At 49.5% G+C, this 19,945-nt stretch carries 17 protein-coding genes and 2 pseudogenes; 15 read left to right on the plus strand and 4 right to left on the minus strand.

Features of this window, described 5'->3' with window-relative positions; all coding sequences use genetic code 11:
- The 7 genes and pseudogenes from Q0257_RS13090 to ttdB all read left to right on the plus strand — a co-directional run.
- Window positions 1–170, plus strand: a pseudogene (locus tag Q0257_RS13090) (general glycosylation pathway protein); the annotation flags it as partial.
- Between the two features lie 2 nt (window positions 171–172).
- Entirely contained in the window at window positions 173–1,408 is a 1,236-nt protein-coding gene (gene larC, locus Q0257_RS08195; RefSeq protein WP_298023855.1) for a nickel pincer cofactor biosynthesis protein LarC, read from the plus strand.
- Window positions 1,380–2,162 carry an ATP-dependent sacrificial sulfur transferase LarE gene (larE, locus tag Q0257_RS08200; protein WP_298023858.1) on the plus strand — a complete coding sequence of 261 codons (783 nt, stop codon included), beginning with the start codon at window positions 1,380–1,382 and terminating at the stop codon, window positions 2,160–2,162. The genes larC and larE overlap by 29 nt, the downstream gene beginning before the upstream one ends.
- Before the next feature lie 81 nt (window positions 2,163–2,243).
- Complete coding sequence (larB, locus tag Q0257_RS08205) at window positions 2,244–2,990, plus strand: nickel pincer cofactor biosynthesis protein LarB (protein WP_298023905.1); 747 nt, start codon at window positions 2,244–2,246, stop codon at window positions 2,988–2,990.
- Window positions 2,991–3,213: 223 nt separating this feature from the next.
- A pseudogene (locus tag Q0257_RS13095) lies at window positions 3,214–3,390 on the plus strand (DUF2809 domain-containing protein); the annotation flags it as partial.
- Between the two features lie 114 nt (window positions 3,391–3,504).
- Window positions 3,505–4,404: a L(+)-tartrate dehydratase subunit alpha gene (gene ttdA, locus Q0257_RS08210; RefSeq protein ID WP_366517511.1), complete on the plus strand. Its 900-nt coding sequence runs from the start codon at window positions 3,505–3,507 to the stop codon at window positions 4,402–4,404.
- Window positions 4,401–5,012, plus strand: coding sequence for a L(+)-tartrate dehydratase subunit beta (ttdB, locus tag Q0257_RS08215; protein WP_298023865.1), 612 nt, complete (start codon window positions 4,401–4,403; stop codon window positions 5,010–5,012). Before ttdA ends, ttdB begins: the two co-directional genes overlap by 4 nt.
- 238 nt (window positions 5,013–5,250) lie before the next feature.
- Here ttdB and Q0257_RS08220 read toward each other — a convergent pair whose 3' ends face one another.
- The 3 genes from Q0257_RS08220 to Q0257_RS08230 all read right to left on the minus strand — a co-directional run bounded on the left by Q0257_RS08220 (window position 5,251) and on the right by Q0257_RS08230 (window position 8,175).
- Window positions 5,251–5,757, minus strand: a complete 507-nt coding sequence (locus tag Q0257_RS08220) for an MAE_28990/MAE_18760 family HEPN-like nuclease (protein WP_298023869.1) — start codon at window positions 5,755–5,757, stop codon at window positions 5,251–5,253.
- A gap of 3 nt (window positions 5,758–5,760) precedes the next feature.
- Window positions 5,761–6,837 carry a DUF262 domain-containing protein gene (locus Q0257_RS08225; protein WP_298023872.1) on the minus strand — a complete coding sequence of 359 codons (1,077 nt, stop codon included), beginning with the start codon at window positions 6,835–6,837 and terminating at the stop codon, window positions 5,761–5,763.
- Between the two features lie 174 nt (window positions 6,838–7,011).
- Window positions 7,012–8,175: a sugar transporter gene (locus Q0257_RS08230; protein WP_298023875.1), complete on the minus strand. Its 1,164-nt coding sequence runs from the start codon at window positions 8,173–8,175 to the stop codon at window positions 7,012–7,014.
- Window positions 8,176–8,448: 273 nt separating this feature from the next.
- Between Q0257_RS08230 and Q0257_RS08235 the strand changes: the two genes are divergently transcribed.
- From Q0257_RS08235 to Q0257_RS08265, 7 genes are read left to right on the plus strand one after another with little or no spacing between them, the layout of a single operon-like run.
- The gene (locus Q0257_RS08235) at window positions 8,449–10,071 is read left to right on the plus strand and encodes an aromatic amino acid ammonia-lyase (protein ID WP_298023878.1); all 1,623 of its coding nucleotides are present in this window, start codon (window positions 8,449–8,451) and stop codon (window positions 10,069–10,071) included.
- A 10-nt stretch (window positions 10,072–10,081) separates the two neighbouring features.
- Window positions 10,082–11,287, plus strand: coding sequence for an Opr family porin (locus tag Q0257_RS08240; protein ID WP_298023881.1), 1,206 nt, complete (start codon window positions 10,082–10,084; stop codon window positions 11,285–11,287).
- 16 nt (window positions 11,288–11,303) lie between these two features.
- Complete coding sequence (locus Q0257_RS08245) at window positions 11,304–12,857, plus strand: flavocytochrome c (RefSeq protein ID WP_298023884.1); 1,554 nt, start codon at window positions 11,304–11,306, stop codon at window positions 12,855–12,857.
- A complete protein-coding gene (locus tag Q0257_RS08250; protein ID WP_298023887.1) occupies window positions 12,851–13,249 on the plus strand; it encodes a cytochrome c3 family protein in 399 nt (132 codons plus the stop codon). The genes Q0257_RS08245 and Q0257_RS08250 overlap by 7 nt, the downstream gene beginning before the upstream one ends.
- Before the next feature lie 13 nt (window positions 13,250–13,262).
- Window positions 13,263–13,847, plus strand: a complete 585-nt coding sequence (locus tag Q0257_RS08255; protein ID WP_276710955.1) for a NapC/NirT family cytochrome c — start codon at window positions 13,263–13,265, stop codon at window positions 13,845–13,847.
- 17 nt (window positions 13,848–13,864) lie between these two features.
- Window positions 13,865–15,481: a sensor histidine kinase gene (locus Q0257_RS08260; RefSeq protein WP_298023894.1), complete on the plus strand. Its 1,617-nt coding sequence runs from the start codon at window positions 13,865–13,867 to the stop codon at window positions 15,479–15,481.
- A complete protein-coding gene (locus Q0257_RS08265) occupies window positions 15,471–16,157 on the plus strand; it encodes a response regulator transcription factor (protein WP_298023896.1) in 687 nt (228 codons plus the stop codon). Before Q0257_RS08260 ends, Q0257_RS08265 begins: the two co-directional genes overlap by 11 nt.
- On the opposite strand, the gene Q0257_RS08270 is transcribed toward Q0257_RS08265, so the two are convergent.
- Window positions 16,154–16,288: a hypothetical protein gene (locus Q0257_RS08270; RefSeq protein ID WP_298023899.1), complete on the minus strand. Its 135-nt coding sequence runs from the start codon at window positions 16,286–16,288 to the stop codon at window positions 16,154–16,156. The two genes, Q0257_RS08265 and Q0257_RS08270, sit on opposite strands and share 4 nt — an antisense overlap.
- 540 nt (window positions 16,289–16,828) lie before the next feature.
- Between Q0257_RS08270 and nifJ the strand changes: the two genes are divergently transcribed.
- The coding region (gene nifJ / locus Q0257_RS08275) for a pyruvate:ferredoxin (flavodoxin) oxidoreductase (RefSeq protein ID WP_298023902.1) at window positions 16,829–19,945 on the plus strand (3,117 nt) is incomplete at its 3' end.

Raw genomic sequence — 19,945 nt, forward strand, 5'->3', positions numbered from 1 at the left:
GGGCGCAGACCTGGGCGGTGAGTGATCTAAGCGACGATGAGATGCGAGCCGTACACCTAAAGCCATACCACGACATCCAAAAAGCCGTGGACGACGCGCTCGCGCAAAAGGGCGCGGACGCTAAAATCATCATCCTGCCGTTTGGCTCGATGACGGTGCCTAAGGCGTAAGCTTGGCGAAATTTCTTTACTACGACGCAAGTGCGGGCATCAGCGGCGATATGAATTTAGGCGCGCTGGTGGGGCTCGGAGTGGATTTTGGCTATCTTTGCGCCGAGCTAGATAAACTAAATTTACGCGGCGAATTTCGTCTGGAGCGCAAAAGCGTGCTAAAAAAAGGCATCGCTGCGACCAAAATCGACGTCGTGCCGCTAAAATCGCAGCCTCACGCCCGAAGCTACGCGGATATCAAGCAAATTTTAGAAAGTTCAAATTTAAGCGAGCGCTGTAAACAAAGAGCGGGCGCGATATTTCGCACGATCGCGCAGGCGGAGGCCAAAGTCCACGACATTGACATAGAGCGGGTACATTTTCATGAGCTCGGCGCGATCGATAGCATCGCCGACGTCGCGGGCGCGGCGATCTGCTTTGAGTATCTTTTTGAAAATTTAGGCGTCTCGCGCGTGCTAAGCTCCAAAATCGAGCTTGGCGGCGGCGTAGCGATCTGCGATCACGGCGCACTTAGCGTGCCGGCGCCCGCCGTTTGCGAAATTTTAAAAGGAGTGCCCGTAAGCCTCGGGCGCGCAAATTTCGAGATGACTACGCCCACGGGCGCGGCGATTTTAAAGGCCTGCGCGGACGAATTTACGGACGGCGCGAGCTTTAAAATAGAAAAAATCGGCTACGGCGCTGGCGGCAAAGACGCCGCGGGCTTTGCAAACGTGCTTCGCGCGATGATCTGCGAGGCGGACGAGGATTTAGACGAGCGAAATTTAGATGCGCGCCCTGGCTACGGCGAGGTTTGCAAGCAAATTTTAATCTCTACGAACATCGACGATATGGACGCCGAGAGCTTCGCCTTTGCGTGCGAAATTTTACGCGAAAACGGCGCGCTAGACGTGTTTAGCCACTCTATTTTTATGAAAAAGGGGCGCATGGGCTTTGAGCTAAACGCGCTGTGCCGCAAGCAGGACGCGCAAAATTTAAAGGATCTGATATTTACGCATACGACGGCGATCGGCGTCCGCGAGGTAGAGGTTACTAAAACCGAGCTAAAGCGCGAGTTTGCGCGGGTGCAGACGAAATTCGGCGAGATAGGGCTTAAGATTTCTGGCAGCAGCCAAACGCAAAAGGCAAAGCCGGAATTTGAGGACTGCAAGGCCGCGGCGCTCGCGCACGGCACGACGATCGAGCGGGTGCGAAAAGAGGCGCTGAAAATCTATGACGAAACTAGAAAAACTAAAGGCTGATCTGCGCGGACTGGGCGAGCTAGCGGTCGCATTTAGCGGCGGCGCGGACAGTTCGCTACTGCTGCGCGCGGCGCACGACGCGCTGGGTGAGCGCGCGATCGGCATAACGATCAGATCGCCCTACATGTCCTCGCGCGAGATCGCCGAAGCCGTGGAATTTGCCCGCATCTACGGCATCAGGCACGAAATTTTAGAGCTCGGCGTCGCGGAGGAGATCAAAGATAATCCCGAAAACCGCTGCTATCTGTGCAAAAAGGCGGTGTTTTCGCGCCTGATCGAGCGCGCCCGTGAGCTTGGCTTTAGCCGCGTCGCAGATGGCACGAACCGCGATGATCTGGGCGAATATCGCCCCGGGCTTAAGGCAAAAGAGGAGCTAGGCGTGCTCTCGCCGCTGATAAATTTAACCAAATCCGAGATCCGCGAGCTATCGCGCGAGCTGGGCTTACCCACCGCCGAAAAGCCCAGCTACGCGTGCCTTCTGACGCGTTTGCCGTACGACAGGGAGTTTTCCGCGGAGGAAATTTTGCTCGTGGAGCGAGTCGAAAACCTACTAATCTCGCATGGATTTTTAAACGTTCGCGCGCGCTTTGACGGCAAAGCCTTTAAGCTGCAAATGGGGGCGAGCGAGACGGCGCGATTTTGCGCGGATGCCTGCTTTGCTGCGATCGTACGCCAAATCGTGGCGCTTGGGGATTATGAAATTTTGCTCGATTTAAAGGGCCTGCACGGCGAAATTTTAAAGGATGGAGCGTGAGCGGGCGCGAAATGGAGCTTATCCGCTCCGCTAAATTTAGCGCGGCCCCAGGTTTAAAGGGGCTTAGAGAGGATGTTTTGCATGAGAGAGGATGAAATTTTAGAACTTTTCGCGGGGGTAAAAAGCGGCCGCGTGAGCGAGCAAGAGGCGCTAAAATACCTAAAAAACTACCCCTACGAGGACGTGGGCTGCGCCAAGATCGACACTCAGCGCGCCCTGCGAAACGGTGCGGGCGAGGTGATCTACGGCGAGGGCAAGACGGACGATGAAATTTTGCGTATCGCAGAGGCGATCGGCGCAAGGCGGCAAAATATCCTGATAACGCGCACGAACGAGCGGGTTTTTAAACGGGTGCGCGAGGCGCTGCCGCAGGCGGAGTTTAACGCTCGCGGCCGCGTCATCAGCGTCAAATTTAGCAAGCCCGCGCTCACGCAAAGCTACATTGCGATAGTCTCGGCCGGCACCGCCGACGGCGCAGTAGTGGAGGAGGCGTACGAGACGGCGAGATTTCTAGGCAACGACGTGCGCAAATTTAGCGATGCGGGCGTGGCCGGGCTTCATAGACTGATCGCAAATTTAGAGCAAATACGTGGCGCGAAGGTCGTGATCGCAGTAGCGGGCATGGAGGGCGCGCTAGCTAGCGTGCTCGCAGGCCTTGTTAGCGTACCGGTGATCGCGGTGCCCACCAGCGTGGGATACGGAGCGAGCTTTGGCGGGCTGGCGGCGCTACTAGCGATGCTAAACAGCTGCGCAAACGGCGTGAGCGTCGTAAATATCGACAACGGTTTCGGCGCCGCGTATAACGCGAGCCTGATAAATCATCTTTAAATTTACGCCGCCGCGCGAAGTAAATTTAACGGCTAAATTTAAAAGGAAAGCGTTGCGAGAGGAAAATTTAAACGGGCAAAAGGCTGGACCAAAGGGCGCGAAAAAGCTCGCGCAAAAGCCGCAAACAAGGCAAAGCACGAGGACGAGGCTAGCGTTTTTAGCCGCGGCGGCTTTGATTTTGGCGGTTGAAATTTACATCGCGATCTGCGTAAAAGGCGGTTTCGTGCGCCACTACGCGGGCGACGTTTTGGCCGTCATCTTGCTTTACGCTTTGGCGCGGGCTATTTTTAGCGCGCCGCCTTCAAATTTGCCGTTTAAAATTTTCGCGTTCGCGGCGGCCTTGGAGCTCGCGCAGTATTTTGGAGCCGTGCAAATTTTGGGCATAGAAAATAAAATTTTAAAAGTAATGATCGGCGGGACGTTTGATTTTGCCGACCTGCTCTGCTACGCTGCGGGCTGCGTCCTAGCGGGCGCGTATGAAAATTTGAAAGTAAAAACCGACAAAGGAGAAGCGATGGATAAACAAAAAGCAGTAGAAAAAATGACCGAGGTCATGGCGAAATTCGTCGGCTACACGGGCAAAGTGCTGCCTGATGATGTGACGGCGAAGCTGCGGGAGCTTAGCGAGCGCGAGACACAGCCGCTGGCAAAAGAGATCTACAAAACGATGTTTGAAAACCAGCGCCTTGCAAAGAAACTAGACCGTCCGTCCTGCCAGGATACGGGCGTGATCCAGTTTTTCGTGCGCTGCGGAGCGAACTTCCCGCTCATCGGCGAGCTTGAGGAGCTGCTGCGAGAGACCGTGCTGCGAGCGACGTGCGAGGCTCCGCTACGTCACAACAGCGTCGAGACATTTGACGAGTACAACACCGGTAAAAACGTCGGTAAGGGCACGCCGAGCGTATTTTGGGAGATCGTACCGGATAGTGGCGAATGCGAGATCCACACCTACATGGCAGGCGGCGGCTGTAGCCTGCCCGGCAAGGCGACCGTGCTGATGCCGGGCATGGGCTACGAGGGGGTCGTGAAATTCGTCATGGACATCATGACCAGCTACGGCATAAACGCCTGTCCGCCGCTGCTAGTGGGCGTTGGCGTGGGCACCTCGATCGACGTGGCATCCTTGCTATCTAAAAAAGCGCTGATGAGACCTCTTGGCTCGCGCAATCCAAACGACCGAGCCGCGCTAACCGAAAAGCTGCTCGAAGAGGGCATAAATAAAATCGGCCTGGGCCCGCAGGGTATGAGCGGCGCAAGCTCGGTCATGGGCGTACATATCGAAAACTGCGCCCGCCATCCAAGCGTCATCGCCGTCGCCGTAAACGTGGGCTGCTGGTCGCACCGCAAAGGCCATATCGTCTGGGACGAGCAGCTAAATTTCGACGTAAAATCGCACAAGGAGTTCGCGCTATGAGTAAGAAAATTTTAACCACGCCGATCAAGGTCGAGGATCTGGCGGATATCAAGATCGGCGATGTGATCTACCTAACCGGGCACATCGTCACCTGCCGCGACGTGCCGCACAGACGCGTCGTGCAGGAGGGTCGCGAGCTACCGCTTGATATCAGGGGCGGCGCGATCCTGCACGCGGGACCGATCATCAGAAAAACGGGCGAAAAAAGCTTTGAGATGGTCTCCGTGGGGCCGACTACGAGCATGCGAATGGAGAAATTTGAGCGCGAATTTATCGCCAAAACGGGCGTGCGCCTGATAGTGGGCAAAGGAGGCATGGGCGAGGGCACGATGAGCGGCTGCAAGGAGTTTGGCGCGATACACTGCGTATTTCCCGCGGGCTGCGCGGTGGTAGCCGCGACGCAGGTCGAGGAGATCGAGAGTGCGGACTGGACGGAGCTTGGGATGCCCGAGACGCTGTGGAAGTGCCGCGTGAAGGAGTTTGGCCCGCTTATCGTCTCCATAGACGCGCACGGAAATAATCTTTTTGAGCAGAATAAGGTCAAATTTAACGAGAAAAAGGACGCGGCGCTAGCTGAAATCTTACCGCAGGTCGGGTTTATAAAGTAGTTAAATTTTGGCGGCTCGCGCTTTAAATTTTTGCACTCTGTCGCTAAATTTTAAAATTTATCGCTGTAGCGAGGGGTAAATTTTAAGAGCTTTGGGCGGATATACGGACAGTCAGTGAAGCAGCAATGATGTGGCAGTGCGGCACCGTCTGATGTCAGACCAGATCGGCCAAATACTTCAAGCTATGCAAAATTTGCTGAGCGTCTAGAAAATTTCTTCGTATTTGTGCTATGTAAGTTTAAATTTGTCTTATACTATCAAAAAGTGTTTTTGTATATTCTAGTAATTGTTTTGCATCCTCATAGTGCCCTATATACTCGTTTATCCGAATGTCTACGCTATCGCCATGGGCTATCTTATTTCTAGTATCCACAATATTTCCAAGTGCAGTAGATTGGTTATTATTGTTATTAATATATGTCGACAATGATGTTGACCAGCCTTCGTTAAAATCACTTAATATACTTTTTATCTTTTTCGAATCTAAATTCGTTAACCCTTGTCTGCCCTTAATTTTACTTAATATAAAATTTTTTAATTCCTCTGGTATTGTTCTTCTACCTATACAATCTTCAATAATAAATAAGAAATATTTATCTATATACGCAGATATAAGCAATACAGTATGATTTGTTAGATATTTTATGATTTCAGTATCCGATTTTGAATCGTTGGTTAGCATTTGTATTTTGACAAATAAATCACCTATCTCTTCATCTAACCTATTTAAATCTTGAATATTCATTTTCTATTTTGATAAAAATTCTATTGCCAAATTTATTCTAGTACGAACACTTTCTTTATTGTGTGTTGTACCGGTTTTAATGCTTTTTTTAAAATCACTATTATCTGAGAGTTCTTTAACCTTTTTCCTAATTGTATCGTTTGGCATATTTATTAAAAAATTATAATTTTTATAAATACCTACCCATACCGCATCAAGCGTTGCTATACTCAATTGCTCTTTTGGTCTAAAGACTTCATCTATATTTAAATTATTTATAAATTTCACTATTTCAATAAAATTATTTACTATATCTTTTGTTTCATTATCGTCTAAATTTCTATTTGAAAACATAAAAGTATTCAGAAATTGCTTCATATTTCCTTGATATTCTTGGTTATTTTGTGTCAACGCAATAAGCCTTAAAATAATCTCCTCATCCTTTTTTCTTTTATTACCTATTTTTAATAAATTTTTTACGTCCTGTGTCTCTGATAATTCAAGAAGTGCTTCTCTTAATTTACCATGAGAAACACAGTTTCTAACTTCTTGTGGACTTAACTTTGATCCTCCGGTATTTAATCTTTCAAATATTTCATAGACTGCTGGATAGTTAACATGTTGTGGGTTCTCGGCTTTAATAATAGTTGCATGAATAACCGCATTTCTAAGTTTTAACTTAGCATCATCATCAAGATCATCATAAGATTTATCATCAAATCTGCTTTCTACATCTAGCTTAAATACTTTGTTCTCATTAAATTCTTTATCTTTTATAAATCTAGATAGACTTTCTAACCTTTGAAATCCATCTATTATTAACATTTTATTGTTATCTTCTTTATACAAAAAAATACCTGGCACCGGAAGTCCCAATAGCAGTGATTCTACAAATTTAGATGCCTGTTTCTTATTCCATACATAATTTCTCTGAAATTCCGGTAAGTATATTGTTTCATCATCATGGTAGCGTTCCATATACGCACTTACCGGAAAGTCTATACCATAATTACTTAAATCATATATTATTTTACCGGATTTATTTTCGGCCTCTAGCTCTTCATCTTTTTCTACAATGTCATACTCTTTATTATTTTCCATACTTTCTGCTCCTAATTACAAATTTTGTTTATTTTATCAAATTTTAATTAAGATATTATGAAATTTTACTTCAGCTCGCCCCAATCTTTTGCCGTGATTAGCGAGGTTTTAAGTGGAATGGATAGCTCGTAAAATTTCTTGTGTCATTTCAGGCTACCTTTAATTTTTCGCGCGCTATTTTTTCTCCGCAAATTTCACACTTGCGTAGAGGTAGCTTGCAAGCCCTAGCGCGCCCAGTATCGCGCCTGCCTCGCCTATGTGCTCAAGCCCGAATCTCGTTGCAACTTGATGTCCCAAAAGCGCTCCGCCGCCGATACCTACGTTATAGATCGCCGAGTAGATCGATATCGCGACGTCGGTAGCGTCGGGAGCCAGCGCCAAAACCCTAATCTGCAAACAAAGCCCAAAGCCAAAAATTCCCACTCCCCAGACGAAAGCCGCGAGCAGCAGCGCTACGTCATTTGCGACAAAAACTTTTAGCGTTAGCGCCGAGGCTAGGATAAAGAAAATCGCGCAGATCAAAAATGCGTTCGCAAATGAACGGTAGAGCTTCGAAAAAAGCACGCTAGCAAGAATGCCCGAAGCGCCGAACGCAAGCAGGACGTAAGTTACGAAGTGGTCGCCTGCGGGGTTAAATTTCGCCACGAATGGCTCGACGTAGCTGTAGGTCGTAAAATGCGCGCCTACGATCAAAAACGTCAGCAGATACAAAGCAAGCAGCATCGGGCGCCTTACAAGCATCGGCAGACTCGCAAGAGAGCCCGCGCGGCGGCTTGGCAAAAACGGTAAAATTTTCCAAAGAAACAGCGCCTCCGCAGCCGCAAGCGCGCCGATCGCAAAAAACGTAATCCTCCAGCCGAAAAGCTCGCCGACCACGCGTCCCAAAGGAAGCCCTAAAACCATCGCAAGCGAGGTGCCCAAAGCAAGCATGCCGATAGCCTGAGAGCCTTTATTTATCGGCGCTACGCGCACGACGAGCGATGAGGTGATCGACCAAAAGATCGCATGCGAAATCGCGATGCCAAGGCGCGCGATTACCAAAACGGTAAAATTCCACGCAATGGCGGCCAGGACGTGGCTTAGCGTAAATAGTACGAAAAGTCGCAAAAGCAGCCTCTTGCGCTCGAGCTTTGAGGTTAGCAGCATTAGCGGCAGCGAGAGGATGCTCACCGCCCACGCGTAGATCGTGATGATTAGCCCTGTGCTCGTAACGTCCATGCTAAAATCCGCCGCGATGTCGCTTAGCAGAGCCACGGGGATAAATTCCGTCGTGTTAAAAATAAAGGCGGCAAACGCCAGCGCGATAACTCTTGTGTAAGCGATTTTATGGACGTTCATCGGTTTTCTCTTTCTGGCTTTTAAAATTAGACTTTAAATTTAGCGCATTTAGCGGTTTTTAGCTTTTCGAGTTCTGCTTGGAATTTTAAAATTTTAAAATTCCGCGCCGTATATATGTGTCGCGTTTCGTGCTAAATCTAAGGGGAGGATTATAGCTAAATTTAACCCATTTCATACGCGAGCCGTTTTCGCGCTAGAAACTTTAAACAAATAAATTACTTTTTAGAAATTATATTTTTTTAAAATTACGTAAATTCTATCGAGGAGGAATTGATGAAAAATTTTACGATTTTATCGATTGCAGCGATGTTGGCGCTAAGCTTGAGCGCTTCGGATATTACGCTTGACGGCAAGGACGTGACGCCGCAAGAGATAGCGCGTATCGCAAACGGCGCTAAAGTCAAGATTGATGATGCCGCGATGCAAAAAGTCAAAAAGGCGCATGAAATTTTACTAAGCGCCGCTAAAGATGGACAGAAAATCTACGGGCTTACCGTGGGCGTGGGGCTTAATAAAGACCGAAGCTTCGTCGATGCGAAGGGGAATTTGGACGCGGAGGTGATTGAGGCTTCTACAAAATTTAACATCGGACTCATCCACGCGCACTGCGGCGGCGTCGGCGAAGATATGCCGCTAAAAACGGCTCGTGCGGTACTTGCGACGAGGCTAAACAACATGCTATTCGCGGGCGCGGGCGTGCAAGAGGAGGTGATAAGCTTATACAAAGAATTTTTAAATCAAGACATCATCCCCGTAATGCCTAGCGTGGGCTCTATGGGCGAAGCGGACATCACGATTTTAGGTCACGTAGGGCTTGCGATGCTCGGAGAGGGCGAGGTGTATTACAAAGGCGAAAAGATGGCTGCCGCGGAAGCGCTGAAAAAAGCAGGGCTCAAGCCGCTCTCGCCGTTTGGCAAGGATAGCCTTTCGATTTTAAGCTCAAACGCCTATTCTGCAGCGCTTGCGAGCCTTGCGCTGGAGGATCTGAAGCAGGCAGATAAGATGTCTAAGCTCGTCTTCGCCCTTAGCCTTGAGGCGCTAAACGGCAATGTCGCTCCGTTTTCGAGCGAGGCTGCGAGCTTAAGGCCGTTTCCGCAGTTTGAGGCCGCCGCAAAGCAGATAAGAGAAATTTTAAAAGACAGCTATCTATGGGATAAGGACGATACGAGAGCGCTGCAAGATCCGCTCAGCTACCGCGACGCATCGTATTTCTTCGCCGCGATGAGCTCATCCATACAGAGCCTTGAAAGCTTGATGAAAATCCAGCTCAACTCCTCCGACGACAATCCCGGAATTTTCATCGGCGAGCAGCCTGCGGGTGCGAAATTTCAAGAAAGCAAGCTCTTTACCAAAGGCGGCGCGGTCGTGCCTACGTCAAATTTCGAGCCGCTTTTGTGGGTGATAGAATTTGAAAAAGCATCCATCGTGCTCGCGCACAACTCAAAGGCCTCGTCGCTTCGCACGATCAAGCTATCGGATGATAACTTTACGCATCTAAGCCGCTTTTTGGGCACCGACAAGACCGTGCATGCATTCGGCGCGATGCAAAAGCCTTTCGTAGCGCTTGCGAGCGAGAACGAGTTTTTGGCAAATCCCGCATCGCTTGATTATGTCCCTGTAGCGGGCAACATCGAAGACGTCGCGACCAATGCGCCTTTTGTGATGCAGAAATTTTCCAAGCAGATCGAAAATTTCTACTCGATCTTGGGCATGGAGCTCATCCACGCCGCGCAAGCGATCGATCTAAGAATGCAGCAAAATCCGAACCTAAAGCTATCCGCGCAGACCAAAAAGCTCTACGACGAGTATAGAAAAGTCGTGAAATTTATGGATACCGACCGACCTTTGACGGATGATTTTAGAAATTCTGCGAAATTTTTAAAAGAGTATAAGTAAAGGGGCTACGATGAAAAAAGCTTTAATCCTAATCACTGCCCTTACCTCCGCAATATTAGCTAATGACGCTGCAAGCAATAGCGCAATAAATAGCGGTTCCGCTGGTAGCGATAACCTAGCAGAGGCGTTTAAAAACGGAAAATTTAGCGGCGATATCACGGCTTGGTCCGAAAGTCGTCATATAAACAAAGGTCAAAAATCGACTTATTATGCCAATACGTCGTATATCGTAGGCTCGCTGGGTCTTGGTTACGAAACTGATTTTTATAAAAACTTTAGGCTCGTAACCGGCTTTAGAGGCGCCGCGCCGCTATACGAGAGGCACAAAAATTTCCGCACGCTGCACGGCACGGGCGATTCTACTGAAAGAATTTACGAGCATGATCGTACTCTACTTTCGACGCTCTATCTTGAGTATAACGCATATGACACCTCTATTAAGATCGGTCGTCAAGAGATGGTAACCGATTGGATCGGCAGATACAACGACGGAGTGCGCATCACGAACAACTCCATTTCAAATCTAACGCTCGATGCACTTTGGACGCGTGCGCAAGGCAGGGCATCATTTAAAGAGATGTGGGGCTTTACCTCTAGAAATAAAGATCACGGCGGCGTTTTTAATGTAGGAGCTACGTATAAATTTGATAGCGGCTTTAGCACTAAGGCTTACGTCTTGCATGCAAACGACGTCTTTACGGGCGTAGGCGGCAAGGCGATGTATGACGGCGCGATAAATGAGGACTGGAGCGCGGGTGGTATGATCCACTATGCGCAAAGCGACGAGAAGAAGATAAAAGATGATGGCAAGATGTTTGAGGCTACGGCATACGCTAAATTTAAAGATCACAAGCTTACTCTGGGTTATGCCAAATCAGGAAAGGCTATCGGCTGGGGAAGTTTAAATTTAACAGGCGATCATATCGTGCCGTTTGAGGAGGGCGACGTGATGTATGAGCGTGATGCGCGCACGATCTACGGTATGCTCTCTACGAGTATAGAAAAGCTCTCGCTCACTGGGCTTTTAGGCACGACTAGCTACCGGCTTAAGGGCGGCGACGATACGCGATATAAGCAGAATGAATTTAGCGCGTGGCTAAGCTACCCGATCACTCAAAGTCTAAAAGCCATGCTTATTTATGATCAGACGTTTAAGGCTCAGCCCGGCTATCCTGCTTTAAGACAGATCGGTGCGGGACTTACTTATAGTTTTTAAAATTTAAAGGCAAAAAATGAATAGTAGAAGAAAATTTTTAGGCGGCCTGTGCATGGCCGCCGTCGCTCCTGCGTTTGCGAACGCGCAGATAGACGCGAGCGACGTGAAATGGGACGAAGAGTGGGATGTGCTCGTCGTAGGCTCGGGCTTTGCGGGCTCGGCTGCGACGTGTCAGGCGCTCGATGAGGGCGCAAAAACGCTGATGATCGATAAGATGCCCGTACTCGGCGGAAACTCCGCCATTAACGGCGGCGCGATCGCGGTGGTAAATTCCAGCTTTCAAAAGGCGCGCGGCATCGAGGACTCATACGAGCTGTATATCAAGGATATCCTCAAAGCTGGGCTAAATTTAAACCAAATAGACTTAGTCGAGACGATTGCCAAAAACGGTAACGACGCTTATGAATGGACGCTTAAAAAAGGTGTTTATTACCGCGACGCTTTGGGGCAGTTCGGCGGACACTCGGTACCGCGCACCATCTGGCCCGAGATAAACTCCGGCGGCAAGATTACCATCCCGCTACAAGAGTACGCGATGAGCCACGGCGCGACCATCCGCACGCGCGTGATCTTAGACGATCTGATCCGCGATGAGAGCGGCAAGATAATCGGCGCGAAGGTGAGGGAGAATTACGATTTCATCTTCGATCCGCTCAAAGACGAGGCGGACAACAAAAGCGGCACAGTGAAATTTTATAAGATCAACGGCGGCATCGTCATGGCTACGGGTGGCTTTTCGTACGACGTAAAATTTAGACAAACCATCGATCCTACGCTAACGCCCGATCTTGACTGCACCAACCACTACGGAGCGACCGCATACGCGCTAAAGATGATGATGGCAAACGGCGTTGCGACGCGCGATTCAGAGTGGATACAGCTAGGGCCTTGGGGCAGCCCCGACGAGAAGGGATTCGGCATAGCACCGGTGTTTGCGATACCTGCGTTTAGCTACGGCGTGATGGTTGATGCGCGCACGGGCAAGAGATTCGTAAACGAGCTAGCCGACCGTAAAATCCGCTCCGACGCGATCTTAAAGATCCATAAAAACCCCGACGGTAGCCTCACTCACCCTGTCGTTATCTGCGATAGCGTCGGCGCGCAGGGCACGACGAAGGCAAACGTTTATCGCGGCATTCACAAAAACGTCATTAAGGTTTTTGATACGATCAAAGAGCTCGCCGCGCACTACAATATCCCTTATGAAGGGCTGCAAAAGACGATCGATGATTACACGAGATACGCGCACGCGGGCAAGGATGAGGAATTTAACAAGCCGTTTTTTAAATTTAAAGGCATAGTTCCGGATCTTACTAAGCCGCCGTTTTACGCGTGGCGGGCGCTGCCGAAGGTGCATCACACGATGGGCGGCGTTAAAATCGACGTTGAAGCGAGGGTTTATGACACGAACGGCAAACCGATAGAGGGGCTTTTTGCCGCGGGCGAAGCGGTGGGCGGACCGCACGGAGCGAGCCGGCTTGGAAGCTGCGCGATACCTGATTGCTTGGTATTCGGCAGGATAGCGGGCGCAAATGCCGCAAATTTAGCTAAAAAGGAGAGAAAATGCTAAAAATTTTTAAAATTTTAGCGATCGCCTGTTTCGCTCTTTGCGTGGCTTTTAGCGCAGACGGCGCGCTTGCGGACGCGGGTAAATTTAACAAACAAAACTATCCGATCAAATCTCATCACGACAAGCTCGGCTTTGACTGCAAAAACTGCCATAAAGAGGCCGATCCGAAGGACTATAAAGCTCTAAGCGCGGACGAGTGCTTAAGCTGCCACAAAAGCTACGACGCGCTAGCCGAGCGCAGCGGACATCTGGGATATGACGACAACGTCCACGCAAGCCCGCACTATCCGAAAATGGACTGCAACCTCTGCCACCGCTCGCACAAGCCGTCGCAGAACTACTGCGTGATGTGCCATTCGCAAGATTCGATGAAAAAAATATTGGTGCCGTAAGAAAGGAAGCGTTATGAAAAAAATATTTATAAAATTTTGTCTATTTTGCGTTTTCGCTTTCGTTATATTTTTTGGCGGCAATGCGCTTATCCACTCGACCGGCGACGATAAATTTTGCACTCTTTGCCACGAGTGGATGGACCCTATGGTGCAGGCGTATCACGGAGATAAGCACGGCGGCGCGAACCGCAAGGGAGTAAAAGTAAAATGCGTGGACTGCCACCTACCGCACGACAGCTATATCTCATACGTGTTTCAAAAGGGGCTAAACGGCTTTAACGAGGTTACGCATATGATGTTTAACGATGCGGATAAGATGGACTGGCAAGCGCATAGGCAAAACCGAACGAAATTCGTCTATGATAGCGGCTGCATCAGCTGTCACGAAAGAATTTTAGACGTAAATTCCACCAATGCGAACATAAACGATATGCATAAAATTTACGCGGATTTTAAAGACAAAAAGGATAAACTAAGCTGCGTTAGCTGCCACAAAACGGTAGGGCATAAAAATTTAGGCAAAATCCTTTACGAGATCAAAAATCCGCCGGTGGGCAACTGGGACGATGAACCCAAAAAGGACGAGCCGAAAAAATAGAAAAACGGAGAAGCTTTGTGAAAGAGAATGTTTATAAAAATAATATTTTTGCGATATTCTCTTTCATCTTTCTTGCCTTGATGGCGGGAAATTATGTGCTTAACCGCTCGTTCGTAAGAGAAATTTTGGTGCGCGAGCAGTTAAGCATCCTAAAAAGCTCGAGCGAGCGTATAGAAAAATGGCTCGAAAATAAAAAATCTAGCCTGCGCGCCGTAAACGAGCTCATATCCAAATACGACTCCGCAAAAGACGAGCAAATCATAACCGATATCTTAGACAAAAGTCAAGAGATCGCAAATTTTTCAAGCGTTTATGCAGGATACGAAAACAACATAACCGTCTCAAGCAGGCTGTTTAACAGGCCGCAAAACTACTCTCCCGTGCTTCGTCCGTGGTATATCAATACGGTAAAAGAGGATAAAATTTACATCACCAAGCCCTACTCGGACGTGGGTCTTAAGGTGCCCGTCATCTCGATATGCAGCAGTATCAAGCAGGACGAGGTTCTAAAAGGCGTGCTCTGCGGCGTAATATCTTTTAGCGACATTAAAACCGAAATTTTAGACCTGCGGATCGAAAACGGGTATCTGTTTTTGATCGACGAGAGCCTAAACGTGCTGCTGCACCCGATCGAAAGCGTCGAGCTATCCAAGATAAAATTTAACATAGAAAATTTGGATCTGAATAAAACGCAAGGCTATGAGACGGATGATGCGATCTTTACCTTTAAGCCGCTTGAGGGCTCAAAGCTCGTTTTAGTAGCCAAGACGCTCAAAAAGAACATCTACAACAAGATTAACGAGCAGTTCATCGTAAATTTAACGATCTACATGGTAAGCATATTTTTGTTTTTGATCCTTGCGTATTTTTATAACAAAAGGCTCGACCGCCAAAGCAGGCTGCTTGAGCAGACCAAGAGGGAGTATGAGATACTTCTGTTTCAGCAGACGAAGATGGCCGAGCTCGGTCAGATGATCGCCGCGCTCTCGCACCAGTGGATACAGCCGCTTAACTCGCTCGGAATTTTTTTGGGCAATCTGGTGCAGTTTAAAAAGACGGGCAAGCTGAGCGATGAAATTTTTTACGACAACATCAATAGATCGTTAGCTAATATCGATTATATGAGCAAGACGATGGATACGTTTAAAAATTTTTACAAGATAGAGAGCAGGGTTCAGAATTTTAATATATGCGATGCGATCCGCGATACGATCTGCGTACTCTTCCCCAGCAAGCGCACGGTCGATATAAAAGTAAGCGTGGCAAGAGGCGTGAGCCCGTTTTGCGAAAACTACGCCAACGAGTTTAAGCAGATCATCGCCTGCCTGATCCAAAATTCCAAGCAGGCGCTACAAAACGCAAAAAATCAAAAACGAGGCAGGATCGTCGTAAATATTAAGCGCGACGCCACGCACTTCCTCATCAGGGTCATCGACAACGCAGACGGCATAGCCGTACAAAGAGATAAAATTTTTACCCCTTTTTGCAGCACGAAGGGCAGCAGCGGGCTCGGGCTTTACGTCTCAAAGCTCATCGCAAACAAAAAATGCGGCGGCGATCTGAGCGTGGTAAATTTCAAAAATCCGACGATATTTATGCTAAAAATAGCCGTAAAGGTGGAAAATGATAAATGAAAATATTTTAAAAAAGCTCGGAAATATCTCCGTCTTGCTCGTAGAGGACGACGAGAACACGAGGCTTGCTATCGCGCAGTCGCTTCAAATTTATTGCAAAAATATCCAAACTGCAAAGGGCGGCATGGAGGGGTTTGAGAAATTTTTTAAAGGCGAATTCGACATCGTCGTGACCGATATAAATTTACCTAACCTTAACGGACTTGAGATGCTCGATGAGATCAAAAAGCGCGCTCCGCACGTCGCATCCATCATCATCACATCCTACGATACGAGCGAAAATATGCTCGCCTCAATCGAGCTTGGCGCATACAACTACCTGCGAAAGCCCTTTAAGATCGAGGAGCTACAAACTACGATCCTGATGGCGACTAAGAGCTTGTTTGAGAATAAAATTCGTCTAAAAGGGCTTTATGAATACAACCTTTTAGACAAGAGCCTGTATAAAAACGGCGCGCCGATCGGTCTGACGAAGATCGAGGCCAAGCTCTTTTTCTTGCTCGCCAGCAATCTAGATAAGATCGTAAATTACGAGACGATCGAGAATTTCGTCTGGGGCGAAAAGCCGATGAGTAGCGAGGCGCTGCGAATGGTGGTAAAAAAGATCAGGCTAAAAACCGAAAACGATATGATCGAAAATTTCTCCGGCATAGGGTATAAAATTTCAAGTCTCTAGCTCGTGCCGCCGCTCTTGCGCGGACGCCGCTTCTGCACAGACGCTGCTTGAGCGTGCGGCAAAATTTCACCGCCTTTGGTATGCAAAAATTCTATCGCGCTTGGATGCATATCGAGATTTTTCGCGCCCACGGACGATTATAGAGCCGTTTGCTAAGCCTTGAGCGCGAATTAGCCTTGCGCTGCGCCGCCACGCCTATTTTGCGAACAAGCGTTGAAATTTTATCTCTGAAGATAGATCGAAATTTTACCGAGCCTGCCCGCCGTTGAAATTTCATCGCGCCGAGGTACGCGTTCGCGAGTGAGCATTAAATTTTATCTCGCCCGCGGCCCGTTCGGGCTTGCGCCGCTAGGGTCATAAAATTTCAAACCCGCTTTGCCGCCTTTAGGCTCGCGCCGCAAAGCGTTAATCTTCACGCCGCAAAGCGCCGATCCGCTCGCCGTCCTTACGCTGCAAACACTTCGGCCTAAAGCGCTTGCGATCTGCGCCTAAAGTGCGCAAAATTTATTTTCAAGACAGCGAAAGCGCTCGTCTCAAACCGCCCGTATATCGTGCTTATCGCTCGCCGCTGTGATAAAGCTTTAGAATTTTATTCGGTTTGCGAAGCATTTAAATTTTTAAGCAATAAATATGTAAAATTAGCGAAATTTGATAATTCCAAAGGACGAAAAATGGCAAAAGTTATGAAAACGATGGACGGAAACGAGGCGGCGGCTTACGTCTCATACGCCTTCACCGAGGTCGCGGGCATCTATCCGATCACGCCTAGCTCGCCTATGGCGGATTACACCGATATTTGGGCGTCGCAGGGCAAGAAAAACCTCTTCGGCATGCCCGTTAAGGTAGTCGAGATGCAAAGCGAGGGCGGCGCGGCGGGCACCGTGCACGGCTCACTCCAAGCGGGAGCGCTTACGACGACGTACACCGCATCGCAGGGGCTTTTGCTAAAAATTCCAAATATGTACAAGATCGCAGGTCAGATGCTTCCGGGCGTCATTCACGTCGCGGCGCGCGCGCTTGCGGCGCAGGCGCTCTCCATCTTCGGCGATCATCAAGACGTCTACGCCTGTCGCCAAAGCGGCTTTGCGATGCTTGCAAGCGACAGCGTGCAGGAGGTGATGGATCTGGGCGGTATCGCGCATCTTGCGGCGATTAAGGGGCGCGTGCCGTTTTTGCACTTTTTCGACGGATTTCGCACGAGCCATGAAATTCAAAAGATCGAGGTGATGGACTATGCCGAGTTTGATCGCTTGCTCGATCGCGAGGCGGTGCGTAAATTTAGAGCCGATGCGCTAAACTCCGAGCATCCTAAAACTCGCGGCACGGCGCAAAACGACGATGTGTATTTTCAGACGCGCGAGCTAACCAATAAATTTTACGACGCGCTTCCGGACATCGTCGCGGAGTATATGAGCGAAATTTCAAAGATCACGGGGCGGTCGTACGCGCCTTTCGTCTATTACGGCGCAAGTGAGCCGCAGCGCGTGATCGTCGCGATGGGCTCGGTCAATCAAGCCCTTGAGGAGGTGGTCGATCATCTAAACGCGAAGGGCGAGAAGGTAGGCGTGCTAAAAGTCCACCTCTACAGGCCTTTCAGCCTCAAATATCTCTTCGCCGCGATGCCTAAAAGCGTGAAAAAGATCGCCGTGCTTGACCGCACGAAGGAGCCCGGCAGCCTCGGCGAGCCGCTGTATCTGGATATAAAAGCCGCATTTTACGGGCGCGAGGACGCTCCGCTCATCGTGGGCGGTCGATACGGCCTAAGCTCTAAGGACGTTGATCCCGCGCAGCTAATCGCCGTGTATGAAAATTTAAAGGCGGACGAGCCTAAAAACGGCTTTACGATCGGTATTGACGACGACGTGACGCATCTATCTCTACCCGTGGGAGATAAAATTTCGCTCGGCAGCGAGGATGAGACCGAGTGCTTATTTTACGGTCTGGGCGCGGACGGCACCGTGGGCGCGAATAAAAATTCCGTCAAAATCATCGGCGATAAAACCGATCTTTACGCGCAGGCGTATTTCGCCTACGATAGCAAAAAATCGGGCGGCTACACGCGCTCGCACCTGCGCTTCGGCAAAAGACCGATCCGATCGACCTACCTCGTCTCAAATCCGCATTTCGTCGCCTGCTCGGTCGCCGCGTATCTGGATATCTACGACGTCATCGGCGGCATCCGCGAAGGCGGTACCTTTCTTTTAAATTCCATCTGGGATGCCGAGCAGACGGCGGCAAAGCTTCCAAACAAGGTCAAAAAAATTCTAGCCCAAAGACGGGTAAAATTTTACATTCTAAACGCCACCAAGCTGGCACGCGAGATAGGGCTCGGAGGCCGCACCAATACGATCATGCAATCGGCGTTTTTCAAGCTTAGCGGCATCATTCCGTTCGAGCAGGCGCAGAGCTATATGAAAGAATACGCCAAGAAAACCTACGCCAAAAAGGGCGAAGCGGTTGTGGCTATGAACTGCGACGCTATCGATAGGGGAGCGGACGCTTTAGTGCAAGTAGCGATCGATCCTGCGTGGGCAAATTTAAAGGACGACGCAGCGGGCGTGGACGACAAATACAAGGGCGACGAATTTATAGAAAAGATCGTAAAGCCGATGAACGCAGCGCGCGGCGATAGCTTGCCGGTGTCGGCGTTTTTAGGGCACGAGGACGGCGGGTTTGACGCGGGCACGACGCGATTTGAAAAGCGCGGTGTGGGCGTCACGGTGCCTAAATGGATCGAGCAAAACTGCATCCAGTGCAACCAGTGCGCCTTCGTCTGCCCGCACGCCGTAATCAGAGCGTTTTTGCTAGACGAAAAGGACGAGGCCGCCGCGCCTTTAAATTTAAAAGATCACCTGCTAGAGGCCAAGGGCAAGGAGCTAAAGGGGCTAAAATATAAGATTCAAGTAAGTCCGCTAGATTGCACGGGCTGCGCGCTTTGCGCCGAAAACTGCCCGAGCAAGGAAAAATCGCTCGTCATGGTGCCGCTTGAAGAAGAACTCGCGAAGGGCGAGCAAGAAAGCGCAGACTTTTTATTCGAGCACGTAAGATACAAAGACGATTTGATGGACAGATCAAGCGTCAAGGGCGTGGGATTTGCGCGCCCGTATTTTGAATTTCACGGCGCGTGCCCAGGCTGCGGCGAAACGCCGTACATCACGCTGATCACGCGACTTTTCGGCGATCATATGATCGTAGCCAACGCCACGGGCTGTAGCTCGATCTACGGCGGATCGGCGCCTTCGATGCCGTACCGCAAGGATGAGAACGGCCGCGGCATCGCGTGGGCGAACTCGCTTTTTGAGGACAACGCCGAGTTCGGGCTGGGAATGAAGATCGCAAGCGAGACGCTGCGCCATAAGATCGAGGATCTGATGCTAGGCTCGCTCTCAAGCGTGCCAAACGCGCTAAAGGCGCTTTATCACGACTGGATCGAAAACAGAAACGATACGCTAAAATCCGCTCAGATTAGAGATAGGCTGGTGCCGCTACTGGAGCAAAATTTGGACGCGCCCGGAGTTCGTGAAATTTTAGAGCTGAAGCAGTATCTAAACAAAAAATCGCAGTGGATCATCGGCGGCGACGGCTGGGCCTACGACATCGGCTACGGCGGGCTTGATCACGTGCTGGCTACCGGCGAAGACGTGAACGTGCTGGTGCTAGATACGGAGGTTTACTCAAACACGGGCGGACAGAGCTCCAAGGCTAGCCGCCGCGGCTCGATCGCGCAGTTTACCGCGGGCGGCAAGGCGGTGCAGAAAAAAGACCTCGGTCAGATCGCGATGACATAC

The organism is uncultured Campylobacter sp., from assembly GCF_938018035.1.
Classification (GTDB): Bacteria; Campylobacterota; Campylobacteria; order Campylobacterales; family Campylobacteraceae; genus Campylobacter_B.